Source organism: Nocardia tenerifensis NBRC 101015 (assembly GCF_000308715.1).
Taxonomy (GTDB): domain Bacteria; phylum Actinomycetota; class Actinomycetes; order Mycobacteriales; family Mycobacteriaceae; genus Nocardia; species Nocardia tenerifensis.
Genome location: NZ_BAGH01000568.1, coordinates 1 through 15,443, shown reverse-complemented (window position 1 = coordinate 15,443; position 15,443 = coordinate 1). Strand labels below are relative to the sequence as shown.

The window sequence follows — 15,443 nt, the reverse complement described above, 5'->3', positions numbered from 1 at the left end:
CACCGTGAGCCCGCTCCTGAGCCCGCGCGATCATGTCCGGGGCCAGGTCGATCCCGGTGACCGCGCCGGTCGAGCCGACGACCCCGGCGGCGGACAGCGCCGGCTCCCCGGTGCCGGTGCCGACGTCGAGCACCCGATGGCCCGGCCGCACGCCGGCGAGCTCGAGCAACCTCGCGGTCACCGGCGCGCCGCCGGTCTCGAAGTCCTCGGCGCACGACAGCCAGCCGGCGCTGATCGCGTTCCAGGTGACGCGTTGGGCTTGTTTGAAGCTCACCGAATCAAATGCGGCAGTCGTCATGGCACCTGTCCCGTCAGTGCTGGTTCTCGGTGGACGGATCGGTCGCCAAGAATCGTTCGGTGGGATACTCCGCGGTCCAGAAGCCGGGCCGCACGGTCGTCAATGCGCGCCGGACCAGGTCGATCTCGGCCTCGGTGTTGTACACGGCGAACGACAGGCGAACCGTGCCGACCTCGCCGAAGGTGTCGATGAAGACGTTGGCGCAGTGCACCCCGCTGCGCACCGCGACCCCGTGCCCGTCCAGGTGTCCGCCGACGTCGTAGGGGTGGATGCCGTCGACGACGAACGAGACGATCCCGCTCGGCTCGGCCGCCGGGTCGCCGATGATGCGAACGCGCGCAACGCTTTCCAGCGCCTCGACGGCGGCGCCCACCAGAAGATCGTCGTGGCGCCGCACGACGTCCCAGCCGAGGTCCTCGACATAGTCGAACGCCGCGGCCAGTCCGACCGAGCCCGCGACGTGCGGTGTGCCGGCTTCGAGCCGGGCCGGCACCGGAACGTAGGCGACGGGCTCCTCGAGCGTCACGCCTTTCACGGTGCCGCCGCCCACCTGATACGGCGCGAGCCGGGACAGCAGCTCGCGCTTGCCGTACAGCACGCCGATGCCCATCGGCCCGTAGATCTTGTGGCCGGAGAAGCAGTAGAAGTCGGCGTCGAGATCGCGGACGTCCACCGGCCGGTGCGGCACCGCCTGGGCGCCGTCGACCACCACCGGAATCCCGTGGCCATGCGCCGCGCGGATCATCTCCCGGACGGGGTTGACCGTGCCGAGCACGTTGGACACGTGCGCGACGGCGGCGAGCCGGACTCCGGGATCGAGTGCGGCAGTGAACCTTTCGAGCTCCACCCGGCCCGCCGCCCCGACCGGGACGACGACGAGTTCCGCGCCGGTGGTCTCGCACAGCCGCCGCCACGGCAGCATGTTGGAGTTGTGCTCCATGCCGGTGACGACGATTCGGTCGCCGGCCGTCAGGACGGATCGGCCGAACGTATCGGCGAGAAGGTTGATTGCCGCGGTGGTGCCCGCGGTGAACACCACCTCGTCGGCGTGCTCGGCGTTGATCGCGCGCCGGACGGTCTCGCGTGCCGCCTCATAGGCGTCGGTCGCGGCCATGCTGAGCCGGTAGTAGCCCCGGCCGATATTGCTGTTGAGCCCGGAGTAATAGTCCACGAGCGCGTCGAGCACGGCGCGAGGCTTCTGCGCGGTCGCCGCGTTGTCGAGGTAGACCAGGGGATGCGGGCCGAAGCGCCGCTCCAGGATGGGAAAGTCGGGCCGGACCGACTCCCCCAGGGTCGAAGTGCTGATCTTCCCGTTACTCACCAGACCAGTCATTAAGTAACCATATCTAAATGAAGTTAGTTTGCCTAGAGCCGGAACAGGCTGCGGAACTCGGTCAGATAGTGAGTGGGGAACTCGAACACCTTCTGCGGCGGGTACCGCCGCTCGGCGGAGCGCGGGCCGAAGAAGAACCAGCAGATCTGGGCGACCTGCTCGGTGAACAGCACCGGATGCACGTCCGCGGAGTACATGCCCATGTGACAGAAGGCCGCCCCGAACTCGCCGCGCGCCGAGAACCCGCGCCCGGACATCACATGCCCGAACGCGTCGTGCACGACCCGGAACACGTCGTTGTGGCTGAGTTCGACGCCGTCGACCACGATCCCCGAGGGCTCCAGCATCGGATGGAACCGCTCGTCCGGTTCCGGGCCGTGCCCGGCGCTGGTCAGATAGACATACAGCTCACCGGTCGTCCGGACGGATGCACGCAACTCGGCCGACCCCCGATAGGGCTGCCCCGGAGTCAGCCAGGGCCGCACCGTGATTCCCGCATCGACGACCACCCGGTATTGCTGAAGGTTCTCCCGCTTGAACTGGTCGTAGCGCCGAACGAGGACGGTGTCGTAGGCCAGCCGAGGAGCCTTCTCGAAATACGCCGCCACCCGGCGGCAGTAGTCCTCGTCCCAGTCGAGCGTGCACGTTGCCCGCGAAGAGATTCGGTGCCCATTCGACGGCCAGTGGCGATCGACGTAGGCCTGCGCGAGATCGGCCAGCTCGGCTTCCATCAGCATCACCCCTAGTTCACAATATATTCTTGAAGTGAGATTGCCGCCAGGTCAGGAGAGCCGAGATGAGCCACCGCGAAGCCGCACCCATCGTCAGGACGCTGCCCGCGCCCACCGCCTACCTGTGCGGGCTCACCTGGGACGGCTCGACGCTGTGGCACTCGGACCAGGACGCGGGGACGATCTTCGCCATCGACCCGTCCGACGGTTTGGTCACCCGCTCATGGCCCTGTGCCCGGGTCCGCGCGGACCTGGCCTACGACGGCACGCGGCTGGTCCAAGTCGGCGGCCGTCCCAAACGGCTGTTGCTCATAGACCCGGAGACCGGGGAGCCGGCCGGCGAGAAGAAGGTGCTGCCGCTGAGCGGGCGGCTGACCGGTATCGAGTTCGGCCCGGAGGGGCTGTGGATGTGCCTGCGCGGGCCGACCGTGGTGCAGCTGCGCGACTACGCGACCATGGAGATCGAGCGCGAATACCCCGCGGGCGGCGAATCCCCTTCGGGCCTGACTTATGTCGACGGCATGGTGCTGCACGGCGACTTCGGCGACTCGACGGTGCGGGCGCTGGACGCGCGAACCGGCGCGCAGGTCGGCGAGTTCCGCGTCCCCGGCCACCCGACCGGGATGACCTGGGACGGCCGCCACCTCTGGTACTGCGACTTCCCCGCCCGCGCGTTGCGCGCCGTCGAACTCGACGCCGTATTGGTCAACCGAGCGTAGAACGGCCGCCCTCGGTGCCGAACAGGCCGCGCATGAGCTGCGGCTTGGCCGCCTCCTGAAAGTCCATGTCCGGATCGAGATCTCGAATCGTCCCCTCGATCACCAACAGCGACAGCAGCGGGAAGATCAGCTCGGGCGCCGCGTGAATTCCGAAGCGGCGCATCAGGTCGAACATCTCCATGGCGAAGGCGATGAGGCTGAACTCCCTGGCAGGCTGGCCGTGGCTGCGCTCGACGAGATCCGCCATCCGCACCATGAAACCGTCGAGATCGGCGTCCTCGGCGAGCCTGGCCGCGCTCTGGACCACGATCTCGGCGGCGTGGTGCCCGCGCCCGATCGCCATGTTCATGAAGAACTCGGCGAACAGCCGCCGGAGCCGATCGGTGAGCTGGACGCTGAAGCCGGCGTCGAGCACCACGACCTGCGCGCCGCGGGTGAAGTAGAGATTGCCGGGATGCATGTCGCAGTGCACGAATCCGTCGACGAAGAGCATCTGGTACATCGCCGCCATCCCCGAGGCCGCGAAGCGCCTGCGGGCGACCGGAGTGCACTCGTCGGCCGTGCCCACCGCTAGGTCCGGGATGAACTCCATGACGATGCACCGGGGACGACAGGCCTCGGGGTAGACCTTCGGCACCCAGACCCGCGGCACCTCGGAAAGGTTCTTGCGCAACCGCCGCAGATTGTCGGCCTCGCGCTCGAAGTCGAGTTGCCCGAGGATCGCGCCCGCCATGTTCGCGACGACCTCCTCGACCGGAACGCCGCGAAAGAAGGGCAGCCGCGCAACGAACGCCGCGCCGCCCTGAATCAGCGCGAGATCCGCGGACATCGTCTGCTCGATCCCCGGCCTGCGCAGTTTGACCGCGACATCCTGCCCCGAGCGCAACCGCGCCCGATACACCGAGGCCACACTGCCGGAGGCGACCGGCCGCGGGTCGAGCGAGGCGAACACGTCGTCCACCTCCGAGCCGTATGCCTCGGCCAGGGCGACCGCGGTGTGCGCCGCGTCCAGCGGCGCGACCGAGTCCTGCAACAGCGACAGTTCGTCGCACAGCGCGGGCGGCAGGATGTCGCGGCGGGTGCCGAGCACCTGTCCCGCCTTGACGAAGGTCGGTCCGAGCAGCATCAACAGCTCGACCAGCCGATGATAGAGATGCCGCCGCCCGGCCGAGGGGCCGTACCGCACCCGGTGGACCAGACCACCCGGTATCGCCGGAACGGCTACCGCGACAACGGTTCCGGTGACGCGCACCGCCCGCAGCGTGAGCGCGAATCGTGCTCGCATGGCCTCATCTCCCTGTTGCTCGTTCGAACCGATGACACGACTCCGTGAGCTCGCGGCGGACCGCCCTGGCCACGTGCGCCGGACAGAACGCCGCGTCGATTCCCGCGGCCACCGTGTCGACGAGCGCGGCCACCGAGACGCCGAGCCGCTCGTGGCACAGCTGATATTCGCGGTTCAGCGAGGTGCCGAACATCCCAGGGTCGTCGGTGCCGAGCGTGACCGGGACGCCCGCGGCGAGCAGCGCGGGCAGCGGATGCTCGTCGAGCGCGCGCACCGCGCCGGTGCGGACGTTCGACGACGGACAGACCTCGAGGGTGACGCACCGTCGCGCCAGGTGCGCGAGCAACCCGCGGTCGGTCACCGCGCGAATACCGTGCCCGATCCGCTCCGCGCCCAGATCGCAGAGGGCGGACCAGATCTCGTCGGCGTCGGAGCACTCCCCCGCGTGCGGAACGGCATGCAGCCCATGGGCTTTGGCCTTCTCGAACGCGGTGCGGAACAGCCGGCGCGGCGCATCGAGCTCCGGGCCGCCCAGCCCGAACCCGACCGTTCCGTCGGGCTGATAGCGCAGAATCCAGTCCAGCGTGGCGAAGGCGCCGCCGACGCCGTCGTCAGCCGACACATCGAATATCCAGTTCAGGTGGATCCGGTGCCGCTCGGCGACGAGACGACGGCCGATCGACAGCGCCTCGGCGAGTTCGGCGGCGGCGATGCCCCTGCGCAGATGCGACAGCGGCGTCACTGTCACCTCGGCGTATCGCACGTTGTTCGCCGCGAGCTGGTCGCCGAGGCCGGTCACCAGCCGCACCACCGCAGCGCCGCTGGTGACCAACCTGTTGACCGCGGTGTACACCTCGACGAAATGCGCGAAATCGGTGAAGCGGTAGTACCGGTCCAGTTCGGCCGGGTCCGCGGGCACGCCGACCTCCGGTCGTTCGCCGGCCAACTCGCTCACCGTCTCCACGGAGGCCGAGCCCAGCAGGTGCACATGCAGCTCCACCTTCGGCAAGGCCGCGAGAAATCCCGCCACAGACTGCCCGTTGCCACTCGCCGGGGCGCCACACTCCACGAGATCCACCATAGCTTTTTGAAGCCATCTAAGCGAGGTAGACGAAAGCGCCGCTACGGGTAGAACGCAGCGGGAGCCCAGGAGGCGTGCGCTCGGAACGCGCAAAAGGCGACTAGGGCTCAAAATGTGAAGAAAACTTATGTAATATATAGCTAGTTGAGCGTCGGGGAAGTGCGGCGGCTATGACCAGCCGACCGGCGGACCGGCGACGGAGGTGAACGGCTCGAGCGGCTCACACGGCCGAGCCCATCGTGGAAGAGGTCCCCCATGAACGGCGCCGTCGATTCCATCCCGCAGCACCCCGCGGGGACACTGACCGCCGACCCGTCGCAGCGGTTGCGCACCGCGGGTTGGCCGGAGATCCGCAAGTTGTTCGCACTCGACCCAGGCGCCATCCACCTCAATACCGGCACCGTCGGCGCGATGCCGCACGCCGTGCTCGACACCGTGGACCGGGTGACCAGGCACTGGGCCGGCGGTCTCGGCGACGTCTATCCGCCGGGGATGTATCCGGACCATCGCGCCGTCATCGCCAAGTCCTACGGGGTCGATCAGGACGAGATGGTGATCACCCACAATGCGACCGAGGGGGTCGCACGCGTCATCCACGGCTTGGACCTGCACGCCGGCGACGAGGTGGTCACCACCACGCACGAGTGCTACTCCGTGCTGTCGAACTTCAATCTGCTGCGCAATCGTTTCGGCATCTCGCTGAAAACGATCACCCTGCCCACCGGCTACGACGTGCGCGCCGAGCAGATCATCGAACTGTTCGAGGAAGCGATCACCCCGCGCACGAAAGTGCTTGCCTTCGCGGGGATCACGCTGTTCACCGGCACCCGGCTCCCCATGCGCGCGCTGTGCGAGCTCGCGCACCGGCACGGCCTGATCACGGTGATCGACGGCGCGCTGCTGCCCGGCATGCTCGATCTCGACATGCGGGCCATCGGCGCGGATTTCATCTCCTGCTCCGGGTCCAAGTTCCAGTGCGGGCCGCTGGGGACCGGATTGCTCTACGTGCGCAACAAGATTCATCCCGAATACAATCCGCTGCCGCTGCCCACGTTCTGGCCGATCATCTCCACCTGGTACCCGATGAAGGGCAGCCCGCCGCCCCGGACCGGGACCTCGATGGAGAGCGACAACATCGCCGACTACCTGCAGAGCGCGGGCAGCGCCAGCATCGCCCGAGGGGCCGCGCTCGCCACCGCCTGCGAACTGTGGGACGAGATCGGCCGCGATCGCATCGAACGAAGGATCATGCTGCTCGCGGACTACGCGCGCGCCCGCGTCATCAAATGCTTCGGCCGCGACGCGATGTACTCCCCCGGCGCGGATCCCACGCTGAAGTCGCCGCTGATCGCGTTCCATCCGTTCCGCCGGCCGGAAGACGCGTGGAATGTGAAGAAGATTCACGAGTACACCATGCGGCTGCAGCGCGAGCACCGGCTCTTCACCCGGTGGACCGAGTTCGACGTGCCCGGATCGCCGCATCAGCACTACGCGTCGCGCATCACGACACACTTCTTCAACAACTACGACGAGATCGACAAGGCCGTCGACATCATGGCCGAGCTGGCCGAGGAGATGTCGTGACCGCGTCGATCCTGCGCCTGTACGGCCCCGGCCCGCTCGATCAGCTGGATCCGGTGTGCTGCCCCAGGTTTCCGATCGACCGGGTCGTCCGGCTCTTCGCCCGGCAGCTGTTCACCTATCGAACGCACGGCGACCTGCGGAACTGGCAGAGCGTCGCGCCGACACCCGATCTGGCGACCGCGATTCCCTCCATCTACAACGCGGGCATGGGCGCGAGCTACACGAGCTACGTGGTCCATCTGCGGCCAGGCGTGTACTGGGACAGCGACCCTGTCCGCCCGGTGACCACCCACGACGTGGTTCGCGGCATCAAGCGCATGGGTAATCCGCTGCGCCGCAGCGCATTACTGCCCTACTTCACCGACACCATCAGGGGAATGGCGCGGTTCTGCGACGACTACGCCGCCGCGTTCGCCGGCGTCGTACCGACCGGACCGGAATTGGCCGAATACCAGAACTCTCATGACATTCCGGGCCTACTGGTGCTCGACGACCACACGATCGTGTTCGAAATACGCAGGCCCGCCTTCGATTTCATCGACATACTGGCCTTGCCCGGCGCCTCGCCCGCGCCGATCGAGTACGACGAGTTCGTGCCGGGCAGCCTCGAGCTGTGCCGCAACATCAGGTCCAACGGCCCGTACCGGCCCGTCGATTTCACCCCCGGTCGCACGCTACGGTTGACCCGAAACCGGTTGTGGCACCAGGAAACCGACCCCGTTCGGCGTCAGCACGTCGATGCCGTCGAGGTCGTCTCGGAGCCCGTCGCCGCCGATGCGGTCGCGCACCGAATCCGAAGGGACCGTGCGGATCTGGCCTGGGGCGTCCGCATCGCCGACCCCGCGACGCCGGTCGACCACGATCTCGGCTTCGCGCTGGACCCCTACCTGGTGTTCAACACCCGCAGCTTCAACGCCGCGGGCGCGTTGCGAAAGGTGCAGGTGCGCCAGGCCATCGCCCACGCGATCGACAAAACCGCCCTCGCGGCGGAACTCGCCCCACTGGACGGCGAGACGATCACCCGCGTCGCGGGCTCGATCGTCCCGCCGAACAACGACGGCCACCAGGACCTCGACCCCTACTCGACGCCGGATCAGCGGGGCGACCCCGTCACGTGCGCGGCGATGCTGGCCGCCGCGGGCCACCCGGACGGTCTGACGATCACCGCGATCCACCCGGCGACGGCGCGTGCCCGCCTGGTCGCCCATCGCTGCGCCGCCGACCTGACCGAGGCCGGAATCGCCGTCCAGCAGGTCGAATTCGCCGAATCGGAGTACCTGGACCTGCTCGCGGACCCGGCACGGGCGGAGTCCGGGGAGTGGGATATCGCGCTTGCCTCGTGGTCGCCCGCCTGGGCGCACGACAACGGCCGCGTCTTCCTGCAACCGCTGCTGCACTCCGGCTCCCCCGCCAACCTCGGCCACTACCGCAATCCCGAAGTGGACGCACTGATCGACCGGGCGCTCGCCGCGGCGGAGGACCGGCAAGCGGCCGATGCCGCGTGGCGCAAGGCCGAACGCGTCGCACTGGCCGACGCCCCGCTCGTGCCGCTGCTGTTCCAGGTCCCGACGGCCCGGGAACTGTGCGGCCGCCGCGTGCGCGCCGCCGCCGTGCTGCCCGCGCACGGTCTCGCGGTCGACCTGGCCACGGTCCGGCTCGACCCGCCCTCGACGGACTGAACGGACCCGCACGCCAGGAGAGCGAAGTGAATGAGTACGACGCACGTCTCCTCGCGGAGATCGCTGCCAACACCTCGGTGTCCATGTGGGCGGCGGCCGGCCCGGAAGCGGACTACGCCATAAGACTCTGGACCCGGGGGGCCGAGCGCCTGTACGGCTACTCCGCGGAGGAGGCGGTGGGCCAGAGCTACATCACGCTGCTGGTGAACAAGCTCGAACGCGACCGCGTGATAGCCGATCACGTCAATATCGTCCGCACCGGCGTCGAGATGCGGACTTTGGAGGGCGATGTCATCCTGTCGGGCTCACAGCGGTTGCTCCTCACGATTCGATCCCCGCTGTACGACCAGGCCACGAATGAACATCTCATCGCGGAGACGGGTATCGAAGTCACCGACATCTCGCTCAACGAAGCGATGGAGCTCACCAGAACTCGCGAAGAAGCCATCCACGTCAGCGAGAGCGCGGCCCGCGAGGATCTCTCGGAGCAGCTGCGCCGTCTGGTGGGCGCGCTGACATTGTCGGGCGCCGGCGAGGACGAGCGCGCGGCGCTCGCGTTGGGCGTGGAACTCGTTCGGCAGGCGATCAACGTACAGGCCGAGTCGAGTGTGTGGCTCGCCGGTCAGGTCGGGCAGTTCAATGAGGTGTTCCGCAGCAGCGGCTGGCGGGTGCCGACCGGCTTGGACATCGGCCGTGCGCTCGACTGGTTCCGCTCGAACACCAAGCCGTTGCTCCACGATTCCAAGTCCCGGCCACACCGGCTGCTCAAGCACCTCTTCGACACCCACCAGGGGCCGGTGGACACGGTCGGCATGATTCCGCTCCACGCCGAGGGCGAGTTTCTCGGACTACATCTGTTCCGGGTGCCGGCCCCGCACGCCTTCACCCAGCTCGAGCGCGACGCGCTGCCCGTGTTGTCCTCGGCCGTGCTGGCGAGCGCGCGGCTCGCGGCCGAGATCCGCCGACGGCGGGAAGAGGCCGCCGAGTCCAGGGCGGAGGCGACCCGTTTGCGACTCAACGGCGACTTCGCCCATCGGATACGCAAAGCCGTGGACCCCATCCTGCGCGACGTGCACGCGATCCGCGAGGAGCTGGATCTGCGCGGGGTGAAACTGGACGGCGAACTCGCGCAGTGGATCGACGACATCACCGAAGGCTGCACCGAGCTGGCCCGTGCGCCCGCGGAGCTGCACCGTGCCCAGAAGGTTGCTCGGATCAGCATACGAGGCGTGCTGACCGCACTGCGGAACCGGCTCGGCCTCGAGTTTCCGGACAGCATCATCGAACTCGATATCGATGGCATCGCCGGTGTGCTCGTCAGCGGCGTCAAGGGCGATATCACCGCGCTGTTCGAGAACCTGCTCTACAACGCGATCGAGGCGATGGGCAGCAAGGGACGCGTGACGGTGAGCGCCGAGGTGGTCGGCAGGTCCGTCTCCGTCGCCGTCTCCGACGAGGGCCCCGGTATCAAACCGGAGGATGTGGAAGGAGTTTTCCAGCTGGGGTTCTCCAAGAAGGGCGAGGGTCGTGGACTCGGCCTGGCCCGAGCAAGAGAAATAGTTACAGACCTGGGCGGCCAGATCACGGTTGATGTACAACGCGCGCCGGGCGCCACTCTTCTGGTAATTCTGCCTATCTGCAGGAGGGCGTAGATGGCGATTATATTGTTGCTCGAGGACAATTTGAAATTTGCCCGGGCGGTGCAGCGCGTACTTCGTGGTCACGAGGTGCGGCACGTGACCAGAATCGATGCGGCGATCGATGAACTCGAACGCCCCGACGTGGACTGCGCACTGATCGATCTCAATCTCACCGACGAAGACGATTACTCCGGTTACGAAGTCCTGTCGTATATTCTTCGCAACAGGCCCGACCTGCCGCGCGCGGTGGTGACGGGTTCACGTTTGAAAGGCGCGATCGCCAAGAATATCCTGCTCCGGTACGGCGTCGGCGATATCGTCATCAAAGGCGATGTCGATAGAGAAGGTTACGGTACGACGGACCTCATCGACACGGTGAGCGACCTGCTCATGGGATCGGATCGCCAGCGCCGGGAAATGGCGCGAAACGAGGTCACCTCGATTTCGCTCGCCGCGCAGACCGAATTACGCCGGCGCATCAACGGTCTCCAGCAACTCGCGGAACAACTGCGCAGCGGAGGCGGCGCAAAGCGTCGCGACCCGACCGCTAACAGCCGCACCGCATTGACCCGGCGCGCCGAGAAATTGATCGAACTCGAGGCCGCGGCGAAGGCCCGGTGCGACGTGGTGGCCCTGGGCGATCTGGCGCGCGAGGTGGAGCTGTTCGAGGCGGAATCGGCGAGGGTGCTCGGTGATTCGTAAGATCAGTGCCAGTCTCGGTCAGGTCCATCCCGGCGCTTTCTACCTGGCCAGCGCGGTGGTCCTATCCTTGGCGGCGAATACATTCACGCAGGCGTATGGAACGCTTCCCGCGCCGCCGAATCAGATGTCACTTCTGCTGTGCTCGCTCGCGGCATTCGTGTCCTCGGTGGCCTTGTCGACATTGGGCTGGCGAATCGAGACCATTCGTTCGCTGGCCATGGAACGGTCCGCGGATGTCGGACTGCCGTCGCGCCATCTTATCGGCGAAGCAACCGAGGCGTTTTTCGTCGAAGTATTCGTGAAACTGGCGGTAGGCATCGTCACAGCGGTGCTGTCGGTCGTTTTCATGCTCGCAGGATGGTAGGAAGTCCGAGGAATTCAACGGATGCGCGCGTGCCGGCGCACAGGTAATAGCCGCGCGTTCGCTCTGCCGTAGATTCTCCGACAAACGCATGCGTGTCGTTCCGGCGAGTCGGCGTGCGGAAAATCCGAATGTGTGCTGTCGCTTGCGCAGCCACCGTTCCTGGAGCCGGGTACGCTCATCTGCCGACCACCGCAATCGCTCGCGTGCCCATTCAGACATGCCTACGCTTCACTTCTGACCGTCGATGTCAACCAAACTAACTTCACTAAAGTATAATTACCTCTTGAAGACGTGCCACCCCGGCAGTAAAGTAGGGACAGTGGAAGTCCGCACACTGACAGACCGAGTGAGATAGGGAGTCCCATGGTCACGAAAGCCCGGCAGCAGAAATTCGCGAAGCACTTCGAGCGCTACGATGCCGATAGCGACGGCAAGATCGACCAGTCGGACATCGACGCGTTGATCAACAGATGGTGCGACGCGTTCAACATTGCCCCCGGATCCGACAAATGGCGGATCACCATCAAGCGAGCCAACCGACTCTGGCAGGATCTGCAGGGGCACGCCGATGCCAACGGCGACAAGGTAATCAACCTGGAGGAATGGATCTCCGCGCACGAAGATCCCCGTTTCGTCGACGAAGTCGCCATTCCGCTTGCTCAGCTCACCTTCGAACTCGGCGATACCGACGGTGACGGCTCCATCTCTTTGAGCGAGTGGATGACGCTGCAGTCGATCTCCGGAGTCGGCCAGGTCGACGCCTTGAAGATGTTTCAAGCGCTCGACCACGACGGCGACGGGTACATCAGCACCGACGAGCACGACGCGGCGCTGCGTGAGTTCTTCGGCAGCGATGATCTCCAGGCCGCCGGGACTCAGCTGGCCGGCCGTCTGTAATAGATGCACCGACCCGCGGTCCGGAACCTGCACGGGGGTTGCCGTCCCGTCACGAACGCCGGCCCCTGTGCAGAACGCCGTCTGGCGTCGACATCACCCAAATGCCCTGCCACGGCAGGGCATTGAGTATGTGACCCGCCGTCGAGACCGATTCTCGCTCGGCAGGGCACGTAAACGCGCTACCTTAGGAACGCACTTCATCGCCCACAGCACATTCTGTCACGAACCATAATGCCGCCCGGAGAGGAGATTTCCGATGATCACAGCCGACAAGATCGAGCATGAGGTGGACATCAACGCTTCCGTCGCACGGGTATGGGAGTTGGTGAGCGACACCGGCTGGTGGGTCGGCGACGGTGACAGATCCGGTCAAACTCGTTCGCGCGAAGGCGATTTCGAGGTGATCGAGGATCCGAAGTACGGCCGGTTCCCCATCCGGGTCGAGCAGCAGGAACCGTCGGAGTACGCCTCCTACCGGTGGGCGTCCTCCTTCCGCGGCGAAACGCCCGGCGACGGCAACAGCACGCTGGTCGAGTTCCGGCTCGCCGAACACGACGGCGGTACCCGCGTCCGGGTGACCGAGAGTGGCTTCTCCACGCTGGCCCTGTCCGACGAGCAGCGGGCAAAGGCGCTGGAGGAGAACAAGGGTGGCTGGAAAATGCAGATGGACGTTCTGAAGGCCAACGCGGAGTAGTCACCCGCGCCCGGCCGGCCCTCGATCGGCATGATTCACTTCACGCTCGCCGATTCATCCCGGCGCCTCCTGCTCGGCCCTCCGGCCGAGGAGGGCTGGCCGGTGCCGCGACACTCACCGGCCGCCTGCCCGTTTCCGGCAGGCCACGGCCGAATCTTCAACCGGCTCGCGGAACTTCCCGGCCGCCGAGGACACCCTCGGCGGCGATCTTCCCTGTGCCAGAGAACGCTGTTCGCCGAGTTTCGATCTCGATCGCTGAAGTCATCGACCAACTACTATAGATTCTAGTAGTATTTTATTTTTCAGGCAGTATCGGCACCGAGAACCCCGCTGACCTGCCACCAGAGGTGCCACGTCGAGTCGATCGGCCGAACGTCACCCGATCGAACAGCGAACCGGGCACGAGAACGCGGAGATCAGCATGGCCGAGAAGACATCCGACCGCACCGAAGAGGTCGCCGAGTACTACGACGGGGTCGGCGAACTGGTGGAGGTCGTCGGGGGCAACCTGCACCTCGGATACTGGGACGACGACCAGGACGACACGCCCTTTCTCGAAGCCATGAGCAGGCTCACGTGGATGGTCGCCGAACGACTCGCCCTTCGGCCCGGCGAACGTCTCCTCGATGTGGGCTGCGGAGTGGCCGAACCGGCGATGCGCCTGGTCGAGCGGCTCGGCATATCGGTCAGCGGTATCACGGTGAGCCGCTGGGAAGTTCAGCAGGCGACCGCCGATGTCGCGCGCGCGGGCCTGTCCGGCAAGATCTCCATCAGCTGGGCCGACGCCGCCGCGCTCCCCTTCTCGAACGAGGAGTTCGACGCCGCCCTCGCCTTCGACTCGGTGCCCAACTCCCCGGACAAGCAGAAATGGTTCGGCGAGATATTCCGCGTGCTCCGCCCGGGCGGCCGAGTCGTGTACTCGGAGTACCCGGCGATCGCGGACATGACGGCGGCCCAGCGGGAGGTGCTGCGGGCCAACACCGTGCCCGACCCGCCGACCAGCATGGACGAGGCCGTGGCGCCGGCCGTCTCCGCCGGGTTCGAGGTGCTGGAGGGGCTCGACTGCAGCGACCGCGTGCGCCGGTTCTACACCGCGTTCCTGCAACGCTTCGCCGATCAACGGGCGGACCTGTCCGCGGCCTACGGAAAAGATCGGATCGATGCCTTCGAGTCGGGCATCACGCAAATGTTCGAGCTCTGTCGAGAAAAGATCGGTTACTACCTCATCGTGTGCCGCAAGCCGTCAGGAGTCGGCAGCACGACCATATGACAAGGAGTGTGATCGCGCGTGTCCGCAATCCGACGACGGCTGATCAAGGCGACCCCGCAGAACGATCAAGCCGCCGCGGAACCCGGCGCATCCAAACGCCTACCGATCGGCGTGTATGTCCTCGGGATCAGCGTATTCGCCCTGGGCACTTCGGAATTCATCGTATCGGGGCTGGTTGATCAGATCGCCGGCTCGCTCGGGGTCTCCGTGCCGCAGGTCGGCCAGCTGATCACCGCGTTCGCGATCGGCATGCTGGTCGGCGCGCCCACCATGGCCGTCCTGACCCTCGGACGAGACCGCAAGACCGTGATGGTGGCCGCCGTCATCGTCTTCTGCGTCTCCGACCTACTGACCGTGATCCCGGTCTTCCCCATGATGTTCGCGATGCGGCTGATCGCGGCCGTGGCCTGCGCGACCGCGCTGACCGTCGCCCAGGTGATGGCCGTCGCCCTCGCCGGTCCCGGCCGGATGCCGCAGGCGATCGCGGTGATCCTCGGCGGCATGACGCTGGCGAACGTGGCGGGCGTCCCGCTCGGCAGCCTGATCGGCGCGCAGTTCAGCTGGCAGGTCATCTTCGTGCTGATCGGCGTGATGAGCGCCGTGGGCGCCACGCTCGTCACGGTCTTCGTGCCCAGGCTGCCGCGCGACCGCGGTCCCGAGGTCAGGCTGCGCACCCTGGTCGCCCGCGAACTGCGCTCACTGGTGCAGACCAGGGTCTTCGTCGCCCTCGCCACCACGGTCCTGTTCGAGACGGCCCTGTTCAGCGTGTACGCCTACGTCCAGCCGATCCTCATCGAGGCCAGCGGTATCGACGTGCACCGGGTCCCGATCGTGTTGTTCCTCTTCGGAATCGGGTTGTTCGTCGGCAACACCCTCGGCGGCCGACTGGCGCAGTGGTCGGCCATGAAGAACGTCATCGGCAGCCTGACCGCGATGATCATCATGATGCTGGTGCTGCGGGCCGTCGTGCACCACAGCGTCGCGGCGGCCATCGCGATCACCGTCCTCGGCGTGTGCGCGTTCTCCATGACCGCCGCGCTCAGCTCGCGCGTGATCGGTTTCGCGGTGGGTGCGCCGACCCTAGCCGTCGCGATTGTCATGTCCGCCTTCAATATCGGCAACGCGATCGGTCCGGCGATCGGCGGCGTCGTCATCGCGCACAGGGC

At 66.6% G+C, this 15,443-nt stretch carries 15 protein-coding genes; 10 read left to right on the top strand and 5 right to left on the bottom strand.

Annotation, left to right across the window (positions count from 1 at the left end; all coding sequences use genetic code 11):
* The 3 genes from ON39_RS37350 to ON39_RS37340 all read right to left on the bottom strand — a co-directional run.
* A partial coding sequence (locus tag ON39_RS37350; protein ID WP_040741222.1) for an SAM-dependent methyltransferase occupies positions 1-274 on the bottom strand: 274 nt, incomplete at its 3' end.
* A 37-nt stretch (positions 275-311) separates the two neighbouring features.
* Positions 312-1,631, bottom strand: a complete 1,320-nt coding sequence (locus ON39_RS37345) for an aminotransferase class V-fold PLP-dependent enzyme (RefSeq protein WP_051187594.1) — start codon at positions 1,629-1,631, stop codon at positions 312-314.
* A 32-nt stretch (positions 1,632-1,663) separates the two neighbouring features.
* Positions 1,664-2,368 carry a crotonobetainyl-CoA--carnitine CoA-transferase gene (locus ON39_RS37340; RefSeq protein ID WP_040741221.1) on the bottom strand — a complete coding sequence of 235 codons (705 nt, stop codon included), beginning with the start codon at positions 2,366-2,368 and terminating at the stop codon, positions 1,664-1,666.
* Positions 2,369-2,427: 59 nt separating this feature from the next.
* Here ON39_RS37340 and ON39_RS37335 point away from each other — a divergent pair, with 59 nt between their 5' ends.
* Positions 2,428-3,081: an NHL repeat-containing protein gene (locus ON39_RS37335; RefSeq protein WP_040741220.1), complete on the top strand. Its 654-nt coding sequence runs from the start codon at positions 2,428-2,430 to the stop codon at positions 3,079-3,081.
* Here ON39_RS37335 and ON39_RS37330 read toward each other — a convergent pair.
* Positions 3,068-4,366: an ABC1 kinase family protein gene (locus tag ON39_RS37330; RefSeq protein WP_040741219.1), complete on the bottom strand. Its 1,299-nt coding sequence runs from the start codon at positions 4,364-4,366 to the stop codon at positions 3,068-3,070. The genes ON39_RS37335 and ON39_RS37330 overlap by 14 nt on opposite strands.
* Positions 4,367-4,370: 4 nt before the next feature.
* Entirely contained in the window at positions 4,371-5,435 is a 1,065-nt protein-coding gene (add, locus tag ON39_RS37325; RefSeq protein ID WP_040741226.1) for an adenosine deaminase, read from the bottom strand.
* 267 nt (positions 5,436-5,702) lie between these two features.
* Between add and ON39_RS37320 the strand changes: the two genes are divergently transcribed.
* The 9 genes from ON39_RS37320 to ON39_RS37280 all read left to right on the top strand — a co-directional run.
* Complete coding sequence (locus ON39_RS37320) at positions 5,703-7,031, top strand: aminotransferase class V-fold PLP-dependent enzyme (RefSeq protein WP_040741218.1); 1,329 nt, start codon at positions 5,703-5,705, stop codon at positions 7,029-7,031.
* Positions 7,028-8,710: an ABC transporter substrate-binding protein gene (locus tag ON39_RS37315; RefSeq protein WP_040741217.1), complete on the top strand. Its 1,683-nt coding sequence runs from the start codon at positions 7,028-7,030 to the stop codon at positions 8,708-8,710. The genes ON39_RS37320 and ON39_RS37315 overlap by 4 nt, the downstream gene beginning before the upstream one ends.
* A gap of 26 nt (positions 8,711-8,736) precedes the next feature.
* Positions 8,737-10,362 carry a PAS domain-containing sensor histidine kinase gene (locus tag ON39_RS37310; RefSeq protein WP_040741215.1) on the top strand — a complete coding sequence of 542 codons (1,626 nt, stop codon included), beginning with the start codon at positions 8,737-8,739 and terminating at the stop codon, positions 10,360-10,362.
* Complete coding sequence (locus ON39_RS37305) at positions 10,363-11,052, top strand: response regulator (RefSeq protein WP_040741214.1); 690 nt, start codon at positions 10,363-10,365, stop codon at positions 11,050-11,052.
* Complete coding sequence (locus ON39_RS37300) at positions 11,042-11,416, top strand: hypothetical protein (protein ID WP_040741212.1); 375 nt, start codon at positions 11,042-11,044, stop codon at positions 11,414-11,416. Before ON39_RS37305 ends, ON39_RS37300 begins: the two co-directional genes overlap by 11 nt.
* A 363-nt stretch (positions 11,417-11,779) precedes the next feature.
* Positions 11,780-12,313, top strand: coding sequence for an EF-hand domain-containing protein (locus ON39_RS37295; protein WP_040741210.1), 534 nt, complete (start codon positions 11,780-11,782; stop codon positions 12,311-12,313).
* 256 nt (positions 12,314-12,569) lie between these two features.
* Positions 12,570-13,007 (top strand): SRPBCC domain-containing protein, encoded by a 438-nt coding sequence (locus tag ON39_RS37290; protein ID WP_051187592.1) that lies wholly within the window; start codon positions 12,570-12,572, stop codon positions 13,005-13,007.
* Positions 13,008-13,428: 421 nt separating this feature from the next.
* On the top strand, positions 13,429-14,277 hold the full coding sequence (locus ON39_RS37285; RefSeq protein ID WP_040741208.1) for a methyltransferase domain-containing protein: 849 nt from the start codon (positions 13,429-13,431) through the stop codon (positions 14,275-14,277).
* A gap of 18 nt (positions 14,278-14,295) precedes the next feature.
* Positions 14,296-15,443: MFS transporter (locus ON39_RS37280; protein ID WP_051187591.1), on the top strand; the 1,148-nt coding region annotated here is incomplete at its 3' end.

What these genes read in the sequence shown, in the direction of transcription:
- ON39_RS37345 (WP_051187594.1), bottom strand. Translation starts at nt 1,631, where the DNA reads ATGACTGGTCTGGTGAGTAACGGGAAGATCAGCACTTCGACCCTGGGG.
- ON39_RS37340 (WP_040741221.1), bottom strand. Translation starts at nt 2,368, where the DNA reads ATGCTGATGGAAGCCGAGCTGGCCGATCTCGCGCAGGCCTACGTCGAT.
- ON39_RS37335 (WP_040741220.1), top strand. Translation starts at nt 2,428, where the DNA reads ATGAGCCACCGCGAAGCCGCACCCATCGTCAGGACGCTGCCCGCGCCC.
- ON39_RS37330 (WP_040741219.1), bottom strand. Translation starts at nt 4,366, where the DNA reads ATGCGAGCACGATTCGCGCTCACGCTGCGGGCGGTGCGCGTCACCGGA.
- ON39_RS37320 (WP_040741218.1), top strand. Translation starts at nt 5,703, where the DNA reads ATGAACGGCGCCGTCGATTCCATCCCGCAGCACCCCGCGGGGACACTG.
- ON39_RS37305 (WP_040741214.1), top strand. Translation starts at nt 10,363, where the DNA reads ATGGCGATTATATTGTTGCTCGAGGACAATTTGAAATTTGCCCGGGCG.
- ON39_RS37295 (WP_040741210.1), top strand. Translation starts at nt 11,780, where the DNA reads ATGGTCACGAAAGCCCGGCAGCAGAAATTCGCGAAGCACTTCGAGCGC.
- ON39_RS37290 (WP_051187592.1), top strand. Translation starts at nt 12,570, where the DNA reads ATGATCACAGCCGACAAGATCGAGCATGAGGTGGACATCAACGCTTCC.
- ON39_RS37285 (WP_040741208.1), top strand. Translation starts at nt 13,429, where the DNA reads ATGGCCGAGAAGACATCCGACCGCACCGAAGAGGTCGCCGAGTACTAC.